Raw genomic sequence first — 20520 nt, forward strand, 5'->3', positions numbered from 1 at the left:
CCCCAATGGACGAATTAGAATTGCTAAAACAAGACTGGAAAAAGCAAGAAGCCGTACTGCCCAGATTATCTTATGAAGAAATTTATCAAATGATATTAAAGAAATCATCTTCTATCGTAAAGTGGATCTTTATTATCAGTATTTTGGAGTTTATTGTTTGGGCTTCTTTAGATCTTATTTTTAGACTTACGGGTTTAAACTCGAAAATCATGAATTCTTCTATCGAAATATTTTCATTCATTGGATCCCTCTTATCCTATACTATCTTGTTATATTTTATTATTCGGTTTTATATTAATTATAAAAAAATTAAGACTACTGATTCTACCAAGGTATTAATGGAAAATATTTTAAATACCAGAAAAACGGTTAAAAATTATATCTGGGTCAATCTAAGTTTTTTTGGGGTACTTATGATCTCTACTACCATTTACCTGTTGTTCTTTACTAATGAATTTCAAGGAGATACTATCGAATATACTCCCATTTGGATAGTTATTGTGAGTACATTGCTCGTTACCATAGTTTTTATAGGAGTGATAGCACTTTTTTATCGATTAATTTACGGAATTCTTACCCGGAAGCTGAAAAAAAACTACAAAGAGCTTGAAAGACTAGAATTATAAAATCTATGAACCTTGTTTATTGATTTTGTACTATTTATTCTCGTTAAATGCAGAAGGCAGCAGTTGGGGAATGAGTTTGACTAAAAGCGGTAGCAATAGCCCACCACCAGGGAGAATGAAAATGGCTAAAGATGGGATTGATTTACAAATATCCAACAATTGCTGTTTAATTTGCCTTTTCTCTTCTTTTGTTAAATCACGAACAGTAGATTGCCCTAAAAGCAACATAAGATCTTTACTCTCAGAAATTTCTTTGATCAATCGTTTTTTGTTTCTTAAGATCAGTACTCGTACCGTTCTAGAGGTTTGTTGATAAAAGTGCAAAGCAGGATGAGAATACTTAAAGTACGATATGTGTTCTTTATGTGTATTAATGAACGTTTTAACCAAATGAATCGACTCTCTAACTACCGATTCATCCACCTGTAACTCTGCACCTAGTGCTATCATAAATGTTTGCTCTCCGGCATCTAATTGTTTATCATTCCAAACGGCCATACTTGCAAGATCTAAAATGTAGCGTTTTTCTAGCTCATCGGTATAGGCATTTAAAGCGATCTGATCAAAACTAGCCTCTTTATCTACAGATATACTGGTATATCGTACTGAAGAAGCAAATAGTTTAATCAGTAATTCATCGTAATCATCTTGCTCTTCTTTAGAATTTAATGCCAGAAATACGGTATTGGTAAGCATTTCTTCTAATTTTGAAGCATATTCGAACGGATCTTTATCGTGAATGAGATAATAATCAAAAGCCAATACATCGATAAAAAGTAGTGCATTGGTTAATAAATGACTAAAATTTTTTTTAACTGCAGACTCATTAGTTTGAATACGAGTATGGATGATAGCCTCTAATTTTTCGCTTTTATGAACAGGTAATACCTTCGGAAAAGAGAAAAAAGACTTTTTTGTATCTAAAAAACTATAAAATTCTATTAATGCAGTTATGCAATCATCTTGTTCTGCATTTTCGATTGTATCATAATAGGTGGTTGCCAAAGCTGTAAATAAGTTGACTTTGGTTTTTTCCTCTTCAGAATAAATGATATCAGACTTATTCGTGATAGTCGTTGCGATAGAGGTGCCGTATATAAATCCAACTTGTCTAAGATTAGTGTACAATTGATCTGTAGCCCCTGTAGCAATCTGTTGATTATAATCAGGATCTCTTAGAAACTTTTCTATCCAACCAGAAGTTGAAGGATTCATGTGCTGAATTTTGGGACAAAGTTAGTTTTATTTTACTAATTCTTCATCCTGCATATTTATAAGATGAACAGCAGAAGTGATACAATTGTTTTGAATAGCTGCTTTCGTGTTTATGACGCTATAGCACCTAAAACATATAATTGTTCTAGGGTAGGACTTTTACTACCTCCCTCTGGTTCTAAAGTAATACCAAAAGCTTCAGAATCATTTGGGTTAGCTAGAAGGAAGATTTTTTGATCATTTTTAGAAAATTTATCCAATATCCCGATACTAGTGGGCGTCAAAGGGTTAAGTTTTAAAGACCAAACTTGATAAACCTTTCCAGGTGGTGGATCTGGCAGTCCCGCTACATCGATATAAGTGTTTTGTTGTTCTTTATCCCAGTACACCGATGCATAAGCCGTGGGATCTATATTTTGTGCTTTTAAAGGAACACGAATTAAAGTTTTATTGCGTAGTACATCAAGTAAAGATTTGGTTTTGGATGCCTCTTCTTCAGCAATAATGATTTTACTTTCTAATACCTGTTTTTCTATTTCTTGTTGAACCACCTGTTGTCGTAACGCTCTATTTTTGTTAGATTGAAAGAATACACCAATTAAAAGTGCAACCGCTGCCGCCCATCCAATATAGGCAGGCCAGTTTGTTTTTTTTCTGTCTATAGCTATAATACCGCCGGTAGAAGCATCTAAGTTTTGTTCGATTTTTTTATAAGAAGATGAGAGCGTGTTTGGTGCTACCGCGGCCGATAATTGATCAAGTGCATGTTCTATGCGTTTCACTTCTTCTAAGGCTTCGGGGTGCTTTTGTAGTATTTCATAAACCTCTAGATTCTCTTTTTCTGTCAACGAGCCGTAGACATAAAGTTCTAAAATACCAGATGCTATGTATGCTTTTATATCCATATATTACTTACGCTTCTAGGGTTTTCCTTAGTTTATCAATACAAATTCTATTTCTTGTTTTTATGGTTCCTAAAGGAATATTCAATTCTTCTGAAGCTTCTTTTTGTGTAAACCCTTTAAAAAATAAAAGATCAATTACTTTCTTACAAAGTGGTTCTAACGAGGCTATGTATTTTTTTATACCTATAGCGTCGATCTTACTTGAAAAATTATCCTTGTGTTCTAAGATATCTACGAAATAATCGGCAGACTGGTTTTGTGAAGTGTTTTTAAAACTTTTAGATCTCGTTTTATCAATAGCGGCATTTCTAGCAATATTGAGTATCCAAGTAAAAAAACGTCCCTTCTTTTCTGAATAGGAATTTGCATTCTTCCATATTTTTAAAAAAACATCCTGTAAAACCTCTTCAGAAAGAGATTTATCCTTAATAATCGTATAAATAATACCATAAACATTGTCTGCATACATATCGTATACTCGTTTAAATGCATCTTGGTTTTGATTTTGTAAAGCAGCGATAAGTTCAGTAGGTTGCATCATATTTGATTTGACAAGGGTATGAAGATACGATTTTAGTAAGAAACTGTTTTAAACTTTTTTCAATTTGCTCAAAAAAATTGCTGTTTTACATTCATGTTTTATAATTTTCTGAATATCTGCTAAGATTCATATACACTAAAATTATATAGTTGTGAAATACCAAAAATGCGTTCAGCATGAGCTTATGATTAGATTATTTTGCCTAGGTACGAAACCTTTCGTAATCGCACTATCTGGCACCTTCCTATCGGTCGGTTCGGCTTACGTTTAAGTGGGCTTATAGAGGTCAGTTCGAGAGCAGTCGAGAACTTTTCATTTTTGTAAAATAGGTTTCAACTGAGCCTGTACCGAGCTCTGACGAAGAGCTCAACCAGACAGTAGTACTATAGTATCTTATTCCGATATAGATGATGCTTATCACACTCTTCATAGGTTCTGCTATACATTTTTGTCGTATTTAATGTACTTATTGTATGATAGCTCCGCAGCTAATTCTTCCTCCTGCGGCACCGGTTGGTTGTGTAGTAAAGTCGTCAACGCCTTGGTGAACTATGACCGCTTTACCTACGATATTCTTTTTTTTATCATTACACCCTATACACCATTCGTTGGTGGCAAACGTTAAATTTCCATTTCCGTTAGGATCTACCTTAAAATTACCGATATCACCCTTGTGATATCCATCTTTGGCTCCCCACTTACCATGAGCTTCTAATGTAGGATTCCAATGGCCCCCTGTAGATTTTCCATCGGGAGAAGAGCAGTCTGCGTTTTCGTGAATATGTATAGCATGTTTACCTTCACTCAACCCATTAATTTTAACAATCATAGTTACTAAACCCATGGATTCTGTAAACATAATTTTACCAGATGCATTACTATCACTTTTTGGTTCTAAGGAAATTTCCAAAGTTTTTGTTTCCGGTTCTCCTTTTTTCTGAGGTGAACCTTCACTGTGAGAGTCATTTTGCTGATTTTTTTCTTCTTTTTTCTCTCCTTTACAGCTACTACTCATTGCTAAAATGATAAGTACTATTACTTTTAATGTTTTCATAGTTTTTGTTTCGTATGATTAGCGAACTGGTGTACACTTTTTTCAATTTGCTAAAAAAAATGCCGTTTTGCAGGTATGTTTAATAATTTTTGACTTCCGCGGCACTGCTATATAAATAAAAAATTACCTTATCTAAGCACAAAATATTTTACAATCGCACCATGTCAAACCTTCCTATTGGTTAGTTCTGCCTAAATCAAAAAAGTGTAAACCCATTCAATTATTGTAATATAATGCCATTTTAATTGATGACAAAATAATAGATAGAGAATTCAATAGTGAGTAGTAAGTATTTTAGATTGAGAAATATACATTGTATAAATCTGGGATGGTTGGTTTCAAGAAATTTTTGTGTTTATTTTGGTAACATGTCTATAAACATCATATTTTTCTAACCAACTGTCGAAGATCTTGTGTTCCCAAAGCGTTGTTGAGCTACTTGTTCTGGTACTACAATAAACGATTAGAATTTAACGTAGCATCAAAAGTATAGCACTTCTTATGTTTATTCTTACTTTGTTTTTAATGGTTAAACCTGCCCGCCTAGCGGCTGGTAGGCTGGTGAAATCGCCATGTAATCATATCGGTGGGTATCATCCTAATGGTTATGGCTTATTTCATAACTAGATGGCTTCAAAACAAAATCTTAGAATATTTTGTTTAAGCTTACAGTAATTTTATTAGTCAAAATTGCATTTGTAAACATGATTCATCTAAAAGATGAAAAAAAATACAAAGAAATTTTGACACTTTTCCCGTAACATGATAATGGTATATGTATCTCTTCTAATTATCATAATTGAATACCTATATTTTAATCAAATGTAAAAGTTGTAGTATTGGTAAGAGATCAACCTATGCTCAACCATCAATTTAACTAATAGAATTTATATTTTATTTGTAATTAAATAAAAATGTTAATTTATGATAAATTAGTAGGTGATTAGTAGTCATATTGATAAAACAGTTGATTTTTGTTAATTTTGTAAGACACAAACTCAAATACTTATCTTTATGAAAAAAGTTTACTCGTTTGCTTTTGCGTTTTTCTTGACCATGCAAACATTTTTAGCTCAGGACATGAATACCATTGTCCGAAATCACTTTGAAGACGCTATCGTAACCACTTCGAAGTCGGCAGCAACGATTGATGATTATACAGAATGGCGAATTACTGATGAGGTGCCTTCTCTAAAATCTGGTATTACCCATGTTTACATCAAACAATATCTTAAGGGAATCCCTATCGAAGATGGAACCTATAAACTAACGGTTAAAAACGGTGAAGTTACCTATGAAATTAACCAGTTTATTGAGGAGATTAGTGCAAAAGCTACATTTACCAAAGCTTCAACATCGCCAGAAAATGCTATTCGTGCTGTTATTCGAGCGCACAATCTAGCATCGCCCAAAACTCTATCATCAACACAGAGTAAATCCAGAGGCAGTACTATTTACGAATACAAAAATTCTGGAATCACAGCCGATCAGCCCATTAAAGTAAGACAAGTATATATTTTAGAAGGAAACAAACTTCATCTTACATGGAATGTTAGTCTGTACGAAAAGGGAGCTCAAAACTGGTGGAATTCTTATGTGGATGCCGCTAGTAATAAGATTTTGAGAGAAAATAACTGGGTGATATCCTGTAATTTTGATGCACCTCATGGTCATGCATCGCATGATCACCAATCGGCACATAAAAACATAGCGAATATAGGACCTATGACAAAAAGCGAGGCTTCTGCATTTGTAGCTCCCGACTCTTATAACGTATATGCAATGCCCATAGGAAACCCCGATGAAGGGAATCGTTCTATAGCTAGTAATCCTGCAAATACTACTGCGTCTCCATTTGGTTGGCATGATACCAACGGAAGCGCAGGAGCAGAATTCACAATAACTCGCGGTAACAACGTATGGGCTCAGGATGATAGTAATGGAAACAACGGAACGGGTTTTTCTCCTGATGGAGGATCAAATCTGGATTTTAATTTTCCGATTAACCTCAACCAGGCACCCAGTAATTATAGAGATGCATCTATTGCGAATCTGTTTTATTGGAATAACATCATGCACGATGTTTGGTATCAATACGGTTTCGACGAAGCTAGCGGAAATTTTCAGGAAAATAACTACGGAAAAGGAGGAAGAGGTAGCGATTCAGTTAATGCCGATGCTCAAGACGGAAGTGGTACTAATAATGCAAATTTTGCAACTCCTGGTGATGGTAGCAACCCTAGAATGCAGATGTTTCTATGGAATCGCACCAGTCCGGGGCGCGATGGTTCCCTTGATAATGTAATTATCGCTCATGAGTATGGTCATGGTATATCTATTCGTCTAGTTGGAGGACCTTCTTCAAATACTTTAGGAGGATCAGAACAAATGGGTGAAGGATGGTCAGACTGGTTTGGCTTAATGCTTACTATGAAAGCAGGAGACTCTGGTACCGACGGTAGGGGTGTAGGTACTTACGTTTTAGGTCAGGGAGTTAACGGACAGGGTATCAGACCTACTCGTTATTCGACAAACAGATCTATCAACGACACCGATTATGCAGATATAGGCGGATTGGCCCGACCGCATGGAGTAGGATATGCTTTTGCTACAATTTTATGGGACATGACTTGGTTATTAATTGATCAAGAAGGCTTCGATCCTGATTTTTATACAGGGACCGGTGGAAATAATATTGCTATGGCATTGGTAATCGAAGGACTTAAAAATACAGCGAATAATCCTGGTTTTGTATCGGGTCGCGATGGAATCCTGCAAGCAGATCAAGATTTGTACGGCGGACAGTATGCATGTTTAATTTGGAAAGCTTTCGCGGAAAGAGGAGTTGGTGAAGATGCAAACGAAAACAATAACGGAGGATCAAATGGTCAAACAGATCAGACCGTTTCTTTCGTGAATCCTTGTGATGGTGGAGGACCAGGAGGTCCAGGTACCGAAGATTGTAAAGGTGAGATTACTTCTTTTCCTTTTGGAGAAAGTTTTGAATCAAATTTTGGACAATGGGCACAAGCCGAAACAGGAGATGATTTGAACTGGACAAGAAATACAGGGAGCACTCCTTCTAATGCTACGGGCCCTACGGCTGCTGCCGACGGAGATACTTACATTTATGTTGAAGCTTCTGGTAATGGAACAGGATTCCCCAATAAAAAAGCAATTTTATTGTCTCCTTGTTTAAATTTTAGTAATCTCTCGACGCCCTCACTTACATTTCAGTATCATATGTTAGGCAGTGCTATTAACAGTTTAACAGTCGAAGCCAGAACCAATAACGAAGGAGATTGGGTGAGTGTTTTCAATCAAACGGGTGATCAAGGCAATTCTTGGAATGCAGCAAATGTCGATCTATCTGCATATTCGAGTGAGGCTAGCGTGCAGTTGCGATTTACTGTAGTAACAGGTAGTGGTACCAGTGGTTGGCAAAGTGATATCGCCATTGATGATGTACGTATTCAAAATGGTTCGGTTACACCACCACCAACTTGTGAAGCGCTAGACTTTAATGATTTTACTATCAATCCATTCTCAAATCAAGACGCCGCCGGAAATTTTTCAGTTGGAAACGGAGGAGCTTCATTGGTACTGAGTAATAATACCTGGAAGCAAATTGCTCTAAATTATACTGTCACTGCCAATACCGTTATAGAATTCGACTTTAGTAGTACAAATCAGGGAGAAATCCATGGGATAGGGTTTGAAAATGACAATACTCTAACGGCTACACAATACTTTAAACTTCATGGTACTCAAAACTATGGGATTACGAATTATGACAATTATGCAGGAGGGACAACCAAATATGTAATTCCTGTAGGTAATTTTTACACTGGTAGTATGGATCGATTGGTGTTCATTAATGATAATGATACCGGTTCTGGTAACAATTCTACATTTTCTAATGTAAAAATTTACGAAGGATCTTGTGGGGGTACTTTGGCAATAACATCTGATTTCACGGGTGCTACTACCGCTCGTATCGGAGATGAAGATGAAGGTACCTTGTCATCTTTGAGATTATGGCCTAATCCTACAAAAGATAGTTTTACACTATTCATGGGGAATAAAACGACTACAAATGCGACAGCTACCATATACACCCTGCTCGGACGTAAAAAATCGAAAATCTCTCTAAGTTCTGGTAGGAACACTTTCTCTGCTAAAGATTTATCCTTAGGAACCGGAATCTATTTGGTAAAAATTGAGATAGAAGGAGAAAAAGCTGTATTACAGAAATTAATAGTTCAGTAATTGTGGTTATATTAATAAGATGCTAAAATGAACTAAATATAGAAAACTAAAAATTCTTCTAAGTGATTTGTTGAGCATGTCTATATTTATCAAGAAGGCCGTCTATTTTGATGGCCTTCTATTATTTTACTGATAATCAAGATGTGAACGTTTTAACCTGCTTTATGCATTAGAAAAGCCGCACCTGCCATTTTATTAGAAAAAGGCGGGGGGTAAACGTAAAAAATAGTGGTTTACTCATTGTTAGTATTAAATTAAGCCGGGGCGCTACCTAGGAGTTGTTCATTAAATTTCTAAGAACAATTACTTCTTTTTCATGACAATTTTTAATACTTAGGGTAAATCGTTGTTTTGAATACAACAAACCGTGATACGATTACAGGTATGATGAAGTTCTTCCTCAAATTTGTCAAAAATTAAATACGAATGATACTAAAATTGAAAAGAACTACTTTCGGTATATTTTTGTTAATGCTATTAATGGCATCAACGATTTCTTGTAGTAAAAAAGCGATAACACATACAAACGGTTGGCCAGAGTCTTTTGGTTCAAAGAGCTTGAAGATTATAACTAATGTAGATGCTTTGGGTCGTTCATTCCAGCCGTTACACGCTGAAAGTCCTAATGGTCCACGGTACCATACATTAAACGGAAATCCAAAAAACAGTGCTTCATTTACATTATTTCGATACAGTAAAAACTACACGGGGAGTGGTAATTTGCACAATCACACCTATGGATATCATTTATGGCTTGTCGAGGGCCAGATGAAACATTGGAAAGAAGGGGGTAGTGAAAAAACCGCTTCATTGTTGAATCCAGGTTCGTATCTCTATCAACCAGCAGATGAATTTCATGCGGCGAATTGTCTTACTAAGCAGTGTACTGCATATATTCTATTTGATGGACCTATTGAGACAGGATTTCCCGAATAACTATTCAGCACAACCACAAAAAAGCTTTAAATATTAGTTTGTTTTCCTTTTTTTGGTTGTTGAAAGGCAATTTCGTTCTATTTGATATACTAAACAATCAAGATGAAACACGAGCATTTTAAAAACATAACCGATTATCATAAATTTAGAAATTTAAAAGGACCTTCGCATCCTTTGGTGAGTGTAATACATATCCCCGAAATTGAACATCTTAATGTCGATGAACCAGATAAAATTACTCAGGATTTTTATATGATTGCGCTCAAAACCAGTGTCAATGCTAGGATGCGATATGGTCAAACCGAGTATGATTTTAATGAAGGTAAATTGATGTTTGTTGCTCCTCGTCAAGTATATGCCGTGCAAGCTACCGGACAATTATCACATAAAGGTTGGCTGCTACTAATGCATCCGGATTTTTTGTGGAATACCTCTCTAGCCGAGAAAATAAATGGATACGACTATTTTGATTATGCGGTAAACGAGGCAATTTTTTTATCTGATAAAGAGAAAACCAATATCGAGAAGATACTTCAAAACATTGACGAAGAGTGTAAAAACCATACCGATATCTTCAGTAAATCAGTCATTATTACACAAATAGAATTGTTACTCAATTATGCACAGCGCTTTTATCACAGGCAATTTATTACGCGAGAAAAAGAAAATCACAAGATTTTAACTCGATTTGAAAAGATACTTTCGCAAAAGTTTGACGGTGATGAGGCATTTTCTAATGGAGTACCAACTGTTAGGTCAATTAGTGAATCACTTCATCTCTCGTCTGGTTACCTTTCAGCTATGTTGAAGGTGCTAACAGGAAAAACGGCACAGCAGCATATACACGATAAACTTATTGAAAAAGCGAAACAAAGATTAAGCCTTCCTGAAGCTTCTATAAGTGAAATTGCTTTCGAGTTAGGCTTTGAATATTCACAATCCTTCAGTAAACTGTTTAAAACGAAAACAGGGATTACGCCATCAGAGTTTAGAAAGTCCTTTAATTAAAAGAATTTCGCTTTATTAAAGTTCAGAAAACTTTGTGTTCAAAGTTTTCTGAACAAAATTTTAAACTAACCATTTTTTCTTAAGTTCTACTTAAAAAATCTGTTACTTAGTCTATTGGTGAGCTGTCTCCGTGTTTCATCGGTTTAGAAGGTAATTTTGGCCATTGATCTACCGACTTTGTTTCATACTGAAGTCCACGGGATATCATTGCGGCAAAATCAGGGCTACTATATTTAGAAATGATGGCAATCGCACCATCTATTCCAGTAGTAACTCCCGATGTTGTAATGATGTTTCCATCTTTAACATAGCGAACGTTTCGAACCAATTCGGTTTTCTTGAAATCATCTTCGAACTTATTACTCAAAATCCAATGAGTGGTTGCCTTTTTCCCATCAAGTATTCCTAATTTTCCAAGAGCGAAAGAACCTGTACATACAGACATTGTTATATTAGCTTTAGCCGAAGTTTCTTGTATATATTGAGCATACACTGTCTTTTCAACCATAGCCTCTACTTTATCAACTTTGGCTCCCGGTATAATGAAAATGTCGGGCTTTGGCGCTTCTTCAAATACATAATCTGCCCTTATCTCTAAAATGTGACCTTGGGTGGTAATCATATCTTTCGTTTCAGATACTGTATACACCTCGTATTGATTTTTGGTCATCCGGTTTATTTTAATAAAGGCATCCATAGGGCCTGTCATATCAAGTATTGCAATTTCGGGATAGATCAAAAAGGCAACCTTGATTCTGTCGGTTTGATTTTCTGGTATGAAGTCTTTTGTATTTTCTTTGTTAAATACCGCTTTATGATGCTCTTGTTTTCCATTATTACATGAGATCGATACAGCGAATAAGAGTATTAACACGATATTTTTTTGAAGATTTTTCATAGTACTATGTTTTTAGTTTCATACCAAAATTGAACTAATATTTTGGCACACTATTTAATAATTTTTTGAATTTTTTTCTATTTCTGTTTTGCTGAATACTGTAAACAACTTCTAACACTGCTATTGAAAGAAACAACATGGGTTTGCGCCGTCGAATCGAGGACTGCCTAATAAACATATACAGGTTGACCAGGCAAGGTATGGTCTTTGGCCTTTTAATAGGATTATAAGTAAGTGGCATCGCAAAGCCAACACTATAGCATTCTGGAAGCGAAGTAAACTTTTGGCGGATGGAAGATTTCCCGATTTACTTGCTCGTAAGTACCAAAATGATAAAGAGAAAATTGTTTCTTGAGAGACGGTATTTTGTTGGGTAAGGATTTATCTGATATTTTTGAGAAGTCGATAAATTCAGTCTTAGTAATTTCCGTCAACGGAAATTGCTCATCCTCACTTTGTTTAGGTTCATTTTGTTTAAGTTGTTGCATTAAGAAACATTTACCATTACATTGCAATTTTGGTCTTTCTTTATTAATACATAGAAACGCTGCGATATAGTCCTGGTTAACTAAGAATTTAGTCCAGGTATACACATTTTGCATAGGCTGTAAATGCAAACAAAGAAGAAGAAATATGGATATCAACCTATACAATTCAAAATGTTTATACAAAGATAATAAATGGTGTTTTTAAACTTAAAATATCTGCCCGATAATCGATGTGAATAGTTCAAAGCTTGCCTCGATATTAAAATTAGTTTCCAACCTGTGTCTTGTGAATTTGTATTAAATTAGCTTATGGTGTACAAACCTAATACACTTGTGATGCATACAGTTTTAGGCATTTAGCTTGGCAGATACGATCAAACCTATTCCCAATCTGTTTCTATCATCTCTCTATTAACCATGGCACCTGCGAGATTACCTGCATATACGGCTTGAGCAACAGACCTAATAAAAGTTGTGTTATCACCGCAGGCATAAATACTTGGAATGTTAGTTTTCTGGAAAGAATCTACCATAAGGTAACCATGTTCATCCAATGCACAACCCAATTCTGTAGGGATATTTGAATGTTGTTTAAAAGGAACACGTACATAAATAGCGTTTAGTGCCATGGTAGTACTATCCTCAAATTTGAGTCTTTCCATATAACCGTTCTCATGTACTACAGAAGTAATTGGTTTTTCGATAATACTAATATTTTTTTGCTGTAGTTTTCTTGTTTGTTCTTCGCTTAACTTTGATTTTCCATTTGTAAAAATAGCGAGGTCCTTCGTCCAGTTAGAAATGAGTTTTGCAGTTTCAAATGCCTCATCACCATTATTGAAGATTCCGGTTTTCTGTTTTTTTACTTCATACCCATGGCAATAAGGACAATGTATTACGGTTTTACCCCAACAATCTGCAAAACCCTCAATTTCAGGTAAAATATCTTTGATTCCGGTAGCAAAAATAAGTTTCCTACTTTGGAAAGATTGACCAGATTCGGTAATGATTTCAAATCTGTTGTTAGTTTGTAACCCTCTCTTTGCAGTATCCTGCAAGAATTGCACTTTGGGATATGCTAACACTTGCTCTTTTGCTATAGCAGAAATGGATGCAGGTGGAGCACCATCTTGGGTGATAAAATTATGAGAATGTGGTGTTTGTTTATTACAGGGATTTCCAGCATCAATTAGTAGTACATCTCTAAGCGACCTGCCTAAGGTCATCGCAGCAGAAAGTCCTGCATAACTTCCACCAACGATGATTACATCAAAGTTATTATTCTTTATCATTTTATCATTTATTTTAAAAGCCGATAGTGGTAACGGAAGGGTAAAAGCAACTGTTGCATAAAAGCTTTTTGTTATAAATTGTCTTCTACGAGTCATTATATTTAAATCAAATTTTGATGCAGGTCATTCAGGGCACTAACAATAGAGTCGCCAAAACCTTTTAGAATTTCATTTCCTTGAGCGTCAATCAAAACAACCTCGTAATCTGATTGTAACGTAGTAATTTTAAGGTGTTTCAAATCCAAAGGATTTAGAGTACACGTGTTTTGTTGAATAAGTTCATCAGTCATAAAGCTTCGTGTTTGTGTCTCATTTTTGAGACATATAGGATTAAATTTTTTATTTTTTAATACCGCTTAGAAACGATTCCCAAGCGAATTCTTTAATTTTTTCGATGCCCAAGTTTGAATCATCATTTGCATTTACAGTGCTGCTTATTATACCTGCATGCAAATTCTGAATCCAGCTAATAGGCATATCCATTCGTATGATTCCTTTATTTTGTAAATCTGTTATAATTTCATTAAAACGTTTATATATATAATCATAATCGGCGCAATTCTTGTTCTTTTTATTGTGATTATGTCCCTCTTTTTGATGTAATTTGTAGAAAAAGGAATATTTAGCACCACAATCTACACCGGCATACAACATATTTTCTAATTGAACAAGACTATCATTAGAACTTTTTATAGCCAAAATCATCGCTTTTTTACAACTCGTTTCCATTTCTTGCTCACAAACCATAACTAGTTCGTCCCTGTCTTTAAAATAGCGGTGCAGTGTACGTCTTGTTACATTAGCTTTATCGGCTACCTTTTGTAGTGGTGCAGAAAAATCTGTATTAAATGTCTCTATGGCCGCATTGATTATTCGATATCTAGTTTCAGCTATCATAGAGACAAAGATACTTAAAATTTTAAATATGTCACATATATGTGACATATAAATATGATTTTGATATGCCAATTTCTATAACTTAAATTGAAATATTCTATATCTCTTATATTTAACTAAAAGATTTTCATCGGTAGATTTTGGTCTAAGCAGAAGTTTATGTACTTAATCAATGCTTTTTATAATCGTTAATTCTCTATGACGCATTCCCCAATCAATCAGATGATCTATAAGTGTTGACATATTTTTTCCAGACTCGGTAAGTTCGTATTCAATAAGAACAGGAGTTTGATCGTAAACTTTGCGTTTTATTAATGTTTAGAGTATCGGTGAGAGCAACGTGTATATTCTTTAGGACATTGTTTATTTTTTCCGTCTAAGATAAAATTTTCAAAATCAGACATCTAAGGTATCGAGAATAGCTTTTTTAGTGAATACTACTAATTTTGATCAGGTAGGCTGTCCTGTGATGGAGAGATTGATTACGACTTGATATATCGATAATTATGATTACAAAAAGAAATACACAACAAATAGGTTAATAAAAAAAGAATAGAAAACAGGAGGGTAGCGGATGGCATAAACAAAAAAAAATACGTATTTAGCGTGTCATTAAAACATATGAATTTTGAATACATGAAATGAATAGTAATAAAATTTTAATGTGAGAGCATAGCGGTTACATACGTTCTCAATTTTCTAATTATTTCGTTTTCAAAAAATTAAAAATATTTAGGTGTATGAAATCCTCTGCAAGACTTTTAATTTTCTTAGTTTTTTTAGTGTTTATTTTTTCTTCGCAAACCAGGTTTGATCTCAATAAACGTAAAACAAGAATAGATGCCAAAGTAGATTCTTTACTCAGTTTGATGACCCTAGAAGAAAAGATTGGTCAAATGAACCAATATAATGGTTTTTGGGATGTAACAGGTCCTGTACCGCAATCAGGTGCTTCAGAAAAAAAGTATGAACATCTCAAAAAAGGTTGGGTAGGATCTATGTTAAATGTGAGGGGCGCAGAAGAGGTAAGAAAGGTACAAGAAATCGCGGTAAAAGAATCCCGTTTAGGAATTCCTCTTCTTATAGGTTTTGATGTGATTCATGGATATAAAACGTTAAGCCCCATACCTCTTGCAGAAGCCGCGAGTTGGGATCTAGAAGCGATAAAGCGATCTGCAGAAAACGCTGCCTTAGAGGCCTCTGCTGCCGGAATTAATTGGACATTCGCTCCCATGGTCGATATATCGAGAGATGCCAGGTGGGGGCGTGTTATGGAGGGTGCAGGAGAAGATCCTTTTTTAGGTGCACAAATCGCCAGAGCAAGAGTGCAAGGTTTTCAAGGAAATGACCTTTCTGAAAAGCATACGATAGCAGCTTGTGCAAAACATCTCGCCGGTTATGGATTTGCCGAAGGCGGAAGAGATTACAATACCGTAGACATAGGAAATTCGACGCTGTACAATATAGTTTTCCCACCTTTTAAAGCTGCTCAGGAAGCAGGAGTGAGAACTTTTATGAATGCTTTTAATGAATTAAATGGCGTTCCTGCCACAGGATCTGAATGGCTACAACGCGATATTTTGAAAAAAAAGTGGGGTTTTACAGGATTTATAGTTTCAGATTGGGGTTCTATCGCCGAAATGATCAATCATGGTCGCGCCTCTAATGGTAAAGAAGCAGCAGCAATTGCCCTACAAGCAGGAAGTGATATGGATATGGAGTCGTATTTGTATGTAGAACATCTCACCACACTTGTAAAAGAGGGAAAAGTCGAAGCATCTCTTATCGATGATGCGGCTAGACGAATTTTAAAGGTGAAATATGAACTGGGTTTATTCGAAGATCCTTACCGTTATTGTGATAAAAAACGAGAGGATAGTATTATAGGTAATGACCAAATTCGAGAAATGGTACTTGATATGGCAAAAAAATCTATCGTATTACTTAAAAATGATAAAAACCTATTGCCTTTAAAAAAACAAGGTTTACATATCGGCGTGATAGGGGCTTTGGCCAATGATAAAGATAGCCCGTTAGGGAGCTGGAGAATAGCAGCAGAAGATAGTAGCGCAATTTCGGTTTTAGAAGCATTGAAAGATTATAGAGCATCAAATACTATTACATATGCTAAAGGTGCTGACCTTTATACCAACAAAACTTCCTTTACCAATCAGGTAAAGATAAATCAAAACGATAAAAGCGGCTTTTCTGAAGCATTAAAAGTAGCCAAATCATCTGATGTTGTGATTATGGTACTGGGAGAAGTAGGATACCAAAGTGGAGAGGCAAGAAGTAGAACTCGATTAGGACTTCCTGGTGTTCAACAACAACTATTAGAAGCAGTTTTTCAGGTTAATTCGAATATCATTCTGATTTTAAACAATGGAAGACCTCTAGCGATCACCTGGGCAGACAAACACATTCCTTCAATTGTAGAGGCATGGCAATTGGGCAGCCAAAGTGGCAATGCTATCGCAGAAGTGCTATACGGCGATTATAACCCTAGTGGAAAATTACCAGTTTCGTTTCCAAGAAGTGTAGGTCAAGTGCCTGTGTATTATAACTATAAAAATACAGGAAGACCAAGTGAACCGGCTCCAGATGTAGTTTTCTGGTCCCACTATATTGATGAAGAAAATACACCTTTATATCCTTTTGGTTATGGGTTAAGTTATACAGAATTTACCTATGAAAATCTTCAACTTCAAGTTAAAAAATCTAAAATAGAAGATCCCTTAATTGAAGCCTCTGTAAAGGTTGTTAATACAGGTGAGTATGACGGAAAAGAGGTAGTGCAATTATATATCCGGGATAGACATGCAAGTATCACCCGACCCGTAAAAGAGCTGAAAGGATTCGAGCTTGTATCTCTTAAAAAGGGAGAATCACAAACAATTTCTTTTCAATTGGATAGCAATACGCTTGGGTTCTATGATAATAACTATGAGTTTGTAGTAGAGCCTGGTATTTTTGATCTTTTTATCGGGGGAAGCTCAGACACTACCTTAGCAACATCATTCGAAATAACGCAATAAAGTACTACCAAACACAACTATCAAAATCTAGAAGTCGCTTAGATTTATGTGTTCAATGCCTCGAGGTAGTTTACTAGATGAAAAAAATAAAAGGAAGCCTCAATACACGGTACACTGAAGCTTCCTTTTTCTAATTGATTTAAAATATTCTATTATTATTTTACCAAAAGTTTTTCGATAATCGTTTGCCCCTCAATTATAACTTTTATGATTTTAACACCACTTTCAGTAAATATTGATGCCGGCACAATAGCAGCATCCTGATCAGGAAATGCTTCATAAATAATTTTACCAGAGAGATCTGCTACTATTAGACGTTCAATAACCATAGGTGCTATTATGTTTAATGAACGATATTTGAGAGGATTCGGAAACATTTTGATGCCTTTAACGCTCAATTTGGTCGATAATTGTGACACATTTACTTCTTGTGCCCCTTCTTTAGGAACGATCTCCCAATACGTATCGGCATCTAGGGTGGATTGTAAACGTACCCAGCCACTGCCATTAAGACCAACGTAATTATTAGATTGAACATTTTTACAAACACACTTCCCATTTAATTCTTCGAATTCCCATAAATAATTCGAAGTATTACCTGTTCCTAGTTTAATTTTACCGTCATTTCTTCCGTAGGCATGCAGATCATATGCCATATTTTTCAATTGCCATTGTTTATCATTAATTTTTATGGCTTCCCATATTCCGGCATCACTGTTAGAAGTCGAACTGCTAACAGTACCTGTGGCTCCTCTTGCGAATAAAAACGTTCCGGTCAACACATTTTTTAATTGGATAGAACCACCTGTTATTGCGCAAGGTCCGTCTGATACAGGAAGCTCTTTATACATCGCAGTCACCGAAATAGTTTGTGCGGGCATGGTAACTATCGTCTCTGCAGAAGTTTTATCTGCTAAATACGATACATCTCCAGACCATCGATCAAACACAAAGTTATCTGGGGCTTCGTTAGCTGTTATTACAACTTGCGTACCTTCTGGATATGATCCACTTCCGTTACCAGACGCTACAGTGAGCGAATATAGTTCTACATCACTATTTTGAGTTACCGAAATCCTATCGATAAATATGAACTCATCTGCAGCTGTAGTTTTTACAACTACCCGTACACGAAGTAAATCACCATAACGGATAGGAATTTCTACCACTTTCGCATTAATATTACCCGCTGTTTCTTCGTGTTGGAGTACAAAATCACCTCCATCAGTGCTGGTATATATTTTGATATAATCGGCGTATGGACCAGGTCCGTCGATAGATCCCTCAGTATCCATAGCTACAGTCAATGTTGCCGAAGCTGTAGTGCTTATATCAATAAAATTAGTAGTGAACATACCTTCTGACCCAGATCCATTTGTGGTAAATCTATTTCCCTGTACACTAAATGTTCCTGATGTACGTGAGGCGACCCAACCTGTAGCTCCTTTATCGTTATCAATTCCATCTGATAATTGAAAATTTTCAACCCAGGGAAAGGTGTCAGGTGTGGGTTCTTTTACGGAAATTGTACAAGTGGCTTTTACATTTCTATTTTCTGTGCTTGTAACAGTTATCAAAGCTTCGCCGGCAGTTATTGCTTTTACTTTGCCCTGGTTATCTACTGAAGCTACAGCCGGATTATCAGATATCCACTGTACACTTCTATTAGCTCCGGTAGGTGAGACAGAAAAGTTCAATACATATTCGTCACCTATTGTTAACATAGTGTTATTACAGTTGTTGATAGCAATAGATTCTGGTGCAGGTGCCGGAGCAGATTCCCCGATAACAAAGATGATCACATTATCTTCTTGTATCGAAAAACTACGCTCTGTGATAGAAGACCATGAAACTGTACTTTCGCTTCTTCCTCTATTATTAATTACATACTTCTTTATAGACGATGGATCTAGCGGAGCCCACCCATTTGTATTCAGCTTAACGTTTTTTGTACCGCTAAATCCTCTGTTCATCACCGCAACCATAGCAGAACCGTTAGATTGTAATACGGTAAAGGCTTCTACCTGATCTGGTGATGAAGATATAGAACGAACCGCATTTCCAACCGCATGCTCGTTGAACAAATCAAATACATGACCCCCCGGATTAAAACCGTCGAATCGTTTTTTGATCTTGCCGTAGTTACCTCCGGCATCCTCCCAGGCTGTCATTGCAATAACATTGTTGGCCGGTCCATCTTCGATAAGATATTTAAAGCTTAGCGCATCGTATACTGCACCCACTTCGTTCACTTGAAATTCCCATCCCGGGGCGTTCCAACTCCAAACAATATTCCATTCACCAATGAATGAAGGAACATTTGAGAATCCATTGGCATTAAGTTTGTTTCTTACATTACGAGCACCGTTTAGCAATTTTTTAGTACGTTTATATACACCGTCTCTGCTTCCGGTGCCACCGCCTCCGTATTCGTGATACGAAAATAGATCAAGAGGCCGCTTAATATTCTGTAAAAAGGGTACAATAGTTTTATCGCTTGAATTTCTGGTCACAGGACCACAGATTTTAATAGATGGATCTACAGCCTTCATAGCGGTATAGCAAGCATCATAATGTTCCGCCATCTCTATACCACTATATCCTTTGCCATCCCATTCATTAAAAGGTTCCCAATATTTTACATTAAAACCGTGTTTGATATTTACAATACGTACCAGTTCTGCGCACCATTTTGCATAAAACTCGATATCAAGCTTACTAGGCTTTTTCTTTCCTAGAAGCTTCCAAGGTGGATAGTTAAAAACGGTAAGCATCATACCGCTTCCATCAACAGAAAATTCTTCAAGAATATCTACGATCCGATCTTCGTCCCAGGTCTCATTATTACAGTCAATCCAGGTTCCGGCATGACCACATTTGTTGTGGTTCGAAGCGTGAAACCGAACAAAAGATGGTGCCATCTCATCGACCCATTTTTGATAGTCATTATTATTTGCAACGTTTAGTGAGCTTCCGCTAAAAGCAGAAATACCGTAGAGATCTCTAAGTGCCGGGCCTTTGATACCTTCTGTATCAATGTTGATTTCTATCTGTCCCGTAGCGACAATTGAAATCAAGCAGGCCCATAAAATTAAATAGGTTTTTTTCATGAGTTAAGATTTAAATGATTTGAATATGTATTGTTTTACCTGCAAATAACAGGAGGGTTCTAAAGATTGAGTAACATAATTTTTATAGCTAATTTGTAGTTCTGGTATTCGTCTTATAGATTGTAAAAAGTATAAGAATTAAGATCATATGAGATTAGAGAAATATCTACTAAGCTCAAATTTTGTATGTGTTCAAAAAAAACGTTACCAAATACTGTAAAAGAATAGGTTATTAGAAATATTGAA

At 35.8% G+C, this 20520-nt stretch carries 16 protein-coding genes; 5 read left to right on the forward strand and 11 right to left on the reverse strand.

Going from position 1 to position 20520, the window contains the following annotated elements; genetic code table 11:
* Positions 1 to 5: 5 nt before the first annotated feature.
* The gene (locus J8281_RS14705; RefSeq protein WP_210198403.1) at positions 6 to 626 is read left to right on the forward strand and encodes a hypothetical protein; all 621 of its coding nucleotides are present in this window, start codon (positions 6 to 8) and stop codon (positions 624 to 626) included.
* A gap of 30 nt (positions 627 to 656) precedes the next feature.
* On the opposite strand, the gene J8281_RS14710 is transcribed toward J8281_RS14705, so the two are convergent.
* The 4 genes from J8281_RS14710 to J8281_RS14725 all read right to left on the reverse strand — a co-directional run bounded on the left by J8281_RS14710 (position 657) and on the right by J8281_RS14725 (position 4341).
* Positions 657 to 1841, reverse strand: coding sequence for an LETM1-related biofilm-associated protein (locus tag J8281_RS14710; RefSeq protein ID WP_210198404.1), 1185 nt, complete (start codon positions 1839 to 1841; stop codon positions 657 to 659).
* Between the two features lie 110 nt (positions 1842 to 1951).
* A complete protein-coding gene (locus J8281_RS14715; protein WP_210198405.1) occupies positions 1952 to 2746 on the reverse strand; it encodes an anti-sigma factor domain-containing protein in 795 nt (264 codons plus the stop codon).
* Positions 2747 to 2753: 7 nt separating this feature from the next.
* Entirely contained in the window at positions 2754 to 3284 is a 531-nt protein-coding gene (locus J8281_RS14720) for an RNA polymerase sigma factor (RefSeq protein ID WP_210198450.1), read from the reverse strand.
* Positions 3285 to 3753: 469 nt separating this feature from the next.
* Complete coding sequence (locus J8281_RS14725; RefSeq protein ID WP_210198406.1) at positions 3754 to 4341, reverse strand: superoxide dismutase family protein; 588 nt, start codon at positions 4339 to 4341, stop codon at positions 3754 to 3756.
* Between the two features lie 1014 nt (positions 4342 to 5355).
* On the opposite strand from J8281_RS14725, the gene J8281_RS14730 reads away from it, so the two are divergent.
* From J8281_RS14730 to J8281_RS14740, 3 genes are all read left to right on the forward strand, one after another.
* Positions 5356 to 8610, forward strand: coding sequence for a M36 family metallopeptidase (locus J8281_RS14730; RefSeq protein WP_210198407.1), 3255 nt, complete (start codon positions 5356 to 5358; stop codon positions 8608 to 8610).
* 426 nt (positions 8611 to 9036) lie between these two features.
* Positions 9037 to 9546 (forward strand): hypothetical protein, encoded by a 510-nt coding sequence (locus J8281_RS14735; RefSeq protein WP_210198408.1) that lies wholly within the window; start codon positions 9037 to 9039, stop codon positions 9544 to 9546.
* Positions 9547 to 9648: 102 nt separating this feature from the next.
* Complete coding sequence (locus J8281_RS14740; protein ID WP_210198409.1) at positions 9649 to 10554, forward strand: AraC family transcriptional regulator; 906 nt, start codon at positions 9649 to 9651, stop codon at positions 10552 to 10554.
* A 106-nt stretch (positions 10555 to 10660) separates the two neighbouring features.
* Here J8281_RS14740 and J8281_RS14745 read toward each other — a convergent pair whose 3' ends face one another.
* From J8281_RS14745 to J8281_RS19985, 6 genes are all read right to left on the reverse strand, one after another.
* Complete coding sequence (locus J8281_RS14745) at positions 10661 to 11452, reverse strand: DJ-1/PfpI family protein (protein WP_210198410.1); 792 nt, start codon at positions 11450 to 11452, stop codon at positions 10661 to 10663.
* 254 nt (positions 11453 to 11706) lie between these two features.
* Entirely contained in the window at positions 11707 to 12054 is a 348-nt protein-coding gene (locus tag J8281_RS14750) for a hypothetical protein (RefSeq protein WP_210198411.1), read from the reverse strand.
* A gap of 266 nt (positions 12055 to 12320) precedes the next feature.
* The gene (locus tag J8281_RS14755; RefSeq protein WP_210198412.1) at positions 12321 to 13232 is read right to left on the reverse strand and encodes an NAD(P)/FAD-dependent oxidoreductase; all 912 of its coding nucleotides are present in this window, start codon (positions 13230 to 13232) and stop codon (positions 12321 to 12323) included.
* A 101-nt stretch (positions 13233 to 13333) separates the two neighbouring features.
* Entirely contained in the window at positions 13334 to 13522 is a 189-nt protein-coding gene (locus J8281_RS14760; RefSeq protein WP_210198413.1) for a hypothetical protein, read from the reverse strand.
* A 49-nt stretch (positions 13523 to 13571) separates the two neighbouring features.
* Positions 13572 to 14129, reverse strand: coding sequence for a TetR/AcrR family transcriptional regulator (locus tag J8281_RS14765; protein ID WP_246849130.1), 558 nt, complete (start codon positions 14127 to 14129; stop codon positions 13572 to 13574).
* 165 nt (positions 14130 to 14294) lie between these two features.
* Complete coding sequence (locus tag J8281_RS19985) at positions 14295 to 14441, reverse strand: winged helix-turn-helix transcriptional regulator (protein WP_210198452.1); 147 nt, start codon at positions 14439 to 14441, stop codon at positions 14295 to 14297.
* 428 nt (positions 14442 to 14869) lie between these two features.
* Between J8281_RS19985 and bglX the strand changes: the two genes are divergently transcribed.
* Positions 14870 to 17164 (forward strand): beta-glucosidase BglX, encoded by a 2295-nt coding sequence (bglX, locus tag J8281_RS14775; protein ID WP_210198414.1) that lies wholly within the window; start codon positions 14870 to 14872, stop codon positions 17162 to 17164.
* Positions 17165 to 17319: 155 nt separating this feature from the next.
* On the opposite strand, the gene J8281_RS14780 is transcribed toward bglX, so the two are convergent.
* Positions 17320 to 20274 (reverse strand): Ig-like domain-containing protein, encoded by a 2955-nt coding sequence (locus tag J8281_RS14780; protein ID WP_210198415.1) that lies wholly within the window; start codon positions 20272 to 20274, stop codon positions 17320 to 17322.
* Positions 20275 to 20520 lie beyond the last annotated feature (246 nt).

This window comes from Aquimarina sp. U1-2, from assembly GCF_017897595.1.
Lineage (GTDB): Bacteria > Bacteroidota > Bacteroidia > Flavobacteriales > Flavobacteriaceae > Aquimarina.

Excerpts from the sequence above, each read along its gene's own strand:
- J8281_RS14705 (WP_210198403.1), top strand. The coding sequence starts at position 6 with ATGGACGAATTAGAATTGCTAAAACAAGACTGGAAAAAGCAAGAAGCC.
- J8281_RS14710 (WP_210198404.1), bottom strand. The coding sequence starts at position 1,841 with ATGAATCCTTCAACTTCTGGTTGGATAGAAAAGTTTCTAAGAGATCCT.
- J8281_RS14715 (WP_210198405.1), bottom strand. The coding sequence starts at position 2,746 with ATGGATATAAAAGCATACATAGCATCTGGTATTTTAGAACTTTATGTC.
- J8281_RS14720 (WP_210198450.1), bottom strand. The coding sequence starts at position 3,284 with ATGCAACCTACTGAACTTATCGCTGCTTTACAAAATCAAAACCAAGAT.
- J8281_RS14725 (WP_210198406.1), bottom strand. The coding sequence starts at position 4,341 with ATGAAAACATTAAAAGTAATAGTACTTATCATTTTAGCAATGAGTAGT.
- J8281_RS14730 (WP_210198407.1), top strand. The coding sequence starts at position 5,356 with ATGAAAAAAGTTTACTCGTTTGCTTTTGCGTTTTTCTTGACCATGCAA.
- J8281_RS14735 (WP_210198408.1), top strand. The coding sequence starts at position 9,037 with ATGATACTAAAATTGAAAAGAACTACTTTCGGTATATTTTTGTTAATG.
- J8281_RS14740 (WP_210198409.1), top strand. The coding sequence starts at position 9,649 with ATGAAACACGAGCATTTTAAAAACATAACCGATTATCATAAATTTAGA.
- J8281_RS14745 (WP_210198410.1), bottom strand. The coding sequence starts at position 11,452 with ATGAAAAATCTTCAAAAAAATATCGTGTTAATACTCTTATTCGCTGTA.
- J8281_RS14750 (WP_210198411.1), bottom strand. The coding sequence starts at position 12,054 with ATGCAAAATGTGTATACCTGGACTAAATTCTTAGTTAACCAGGACTAT.
- J8281_RS14755 (WP_210198412.1), bottom strand. The coding sequence starts at position 13,232 with ATGATAAAGAATAATAACTTTGATGTAATCATCGTTGGTGGAAGTTAT.
- J8281_RS14760 (WP_210198413.1), bottom strand. The coding sequence starts at position 13,522 with ATGACTGATGAACTTATTCAACAAAACACGTGTACTCTAAATCCTTTG.
- J8281_RS14765 (WP_246849130.1), bottom strand. The coding sequence starts at position 14,129 with ATGATAGCTGAAACTAGATATCGAATAATCAATGCGGCCATAGAGACA.
- bglX (WP_210198414.1), top strand. The coding sequence starts at position 14,870 with ATGAAATCCTCTGCAAGACTTTTAATTTTCTTAGTTTTTTTAGTGTTT.
- J8281_RS14780 (WP_210198415.1), bottom strand. The coding sequence starts at position 20,274 with ATGAAAAAAACCTATTTAATTTTATGGGCCTGCTTGATTTCAATTGTC.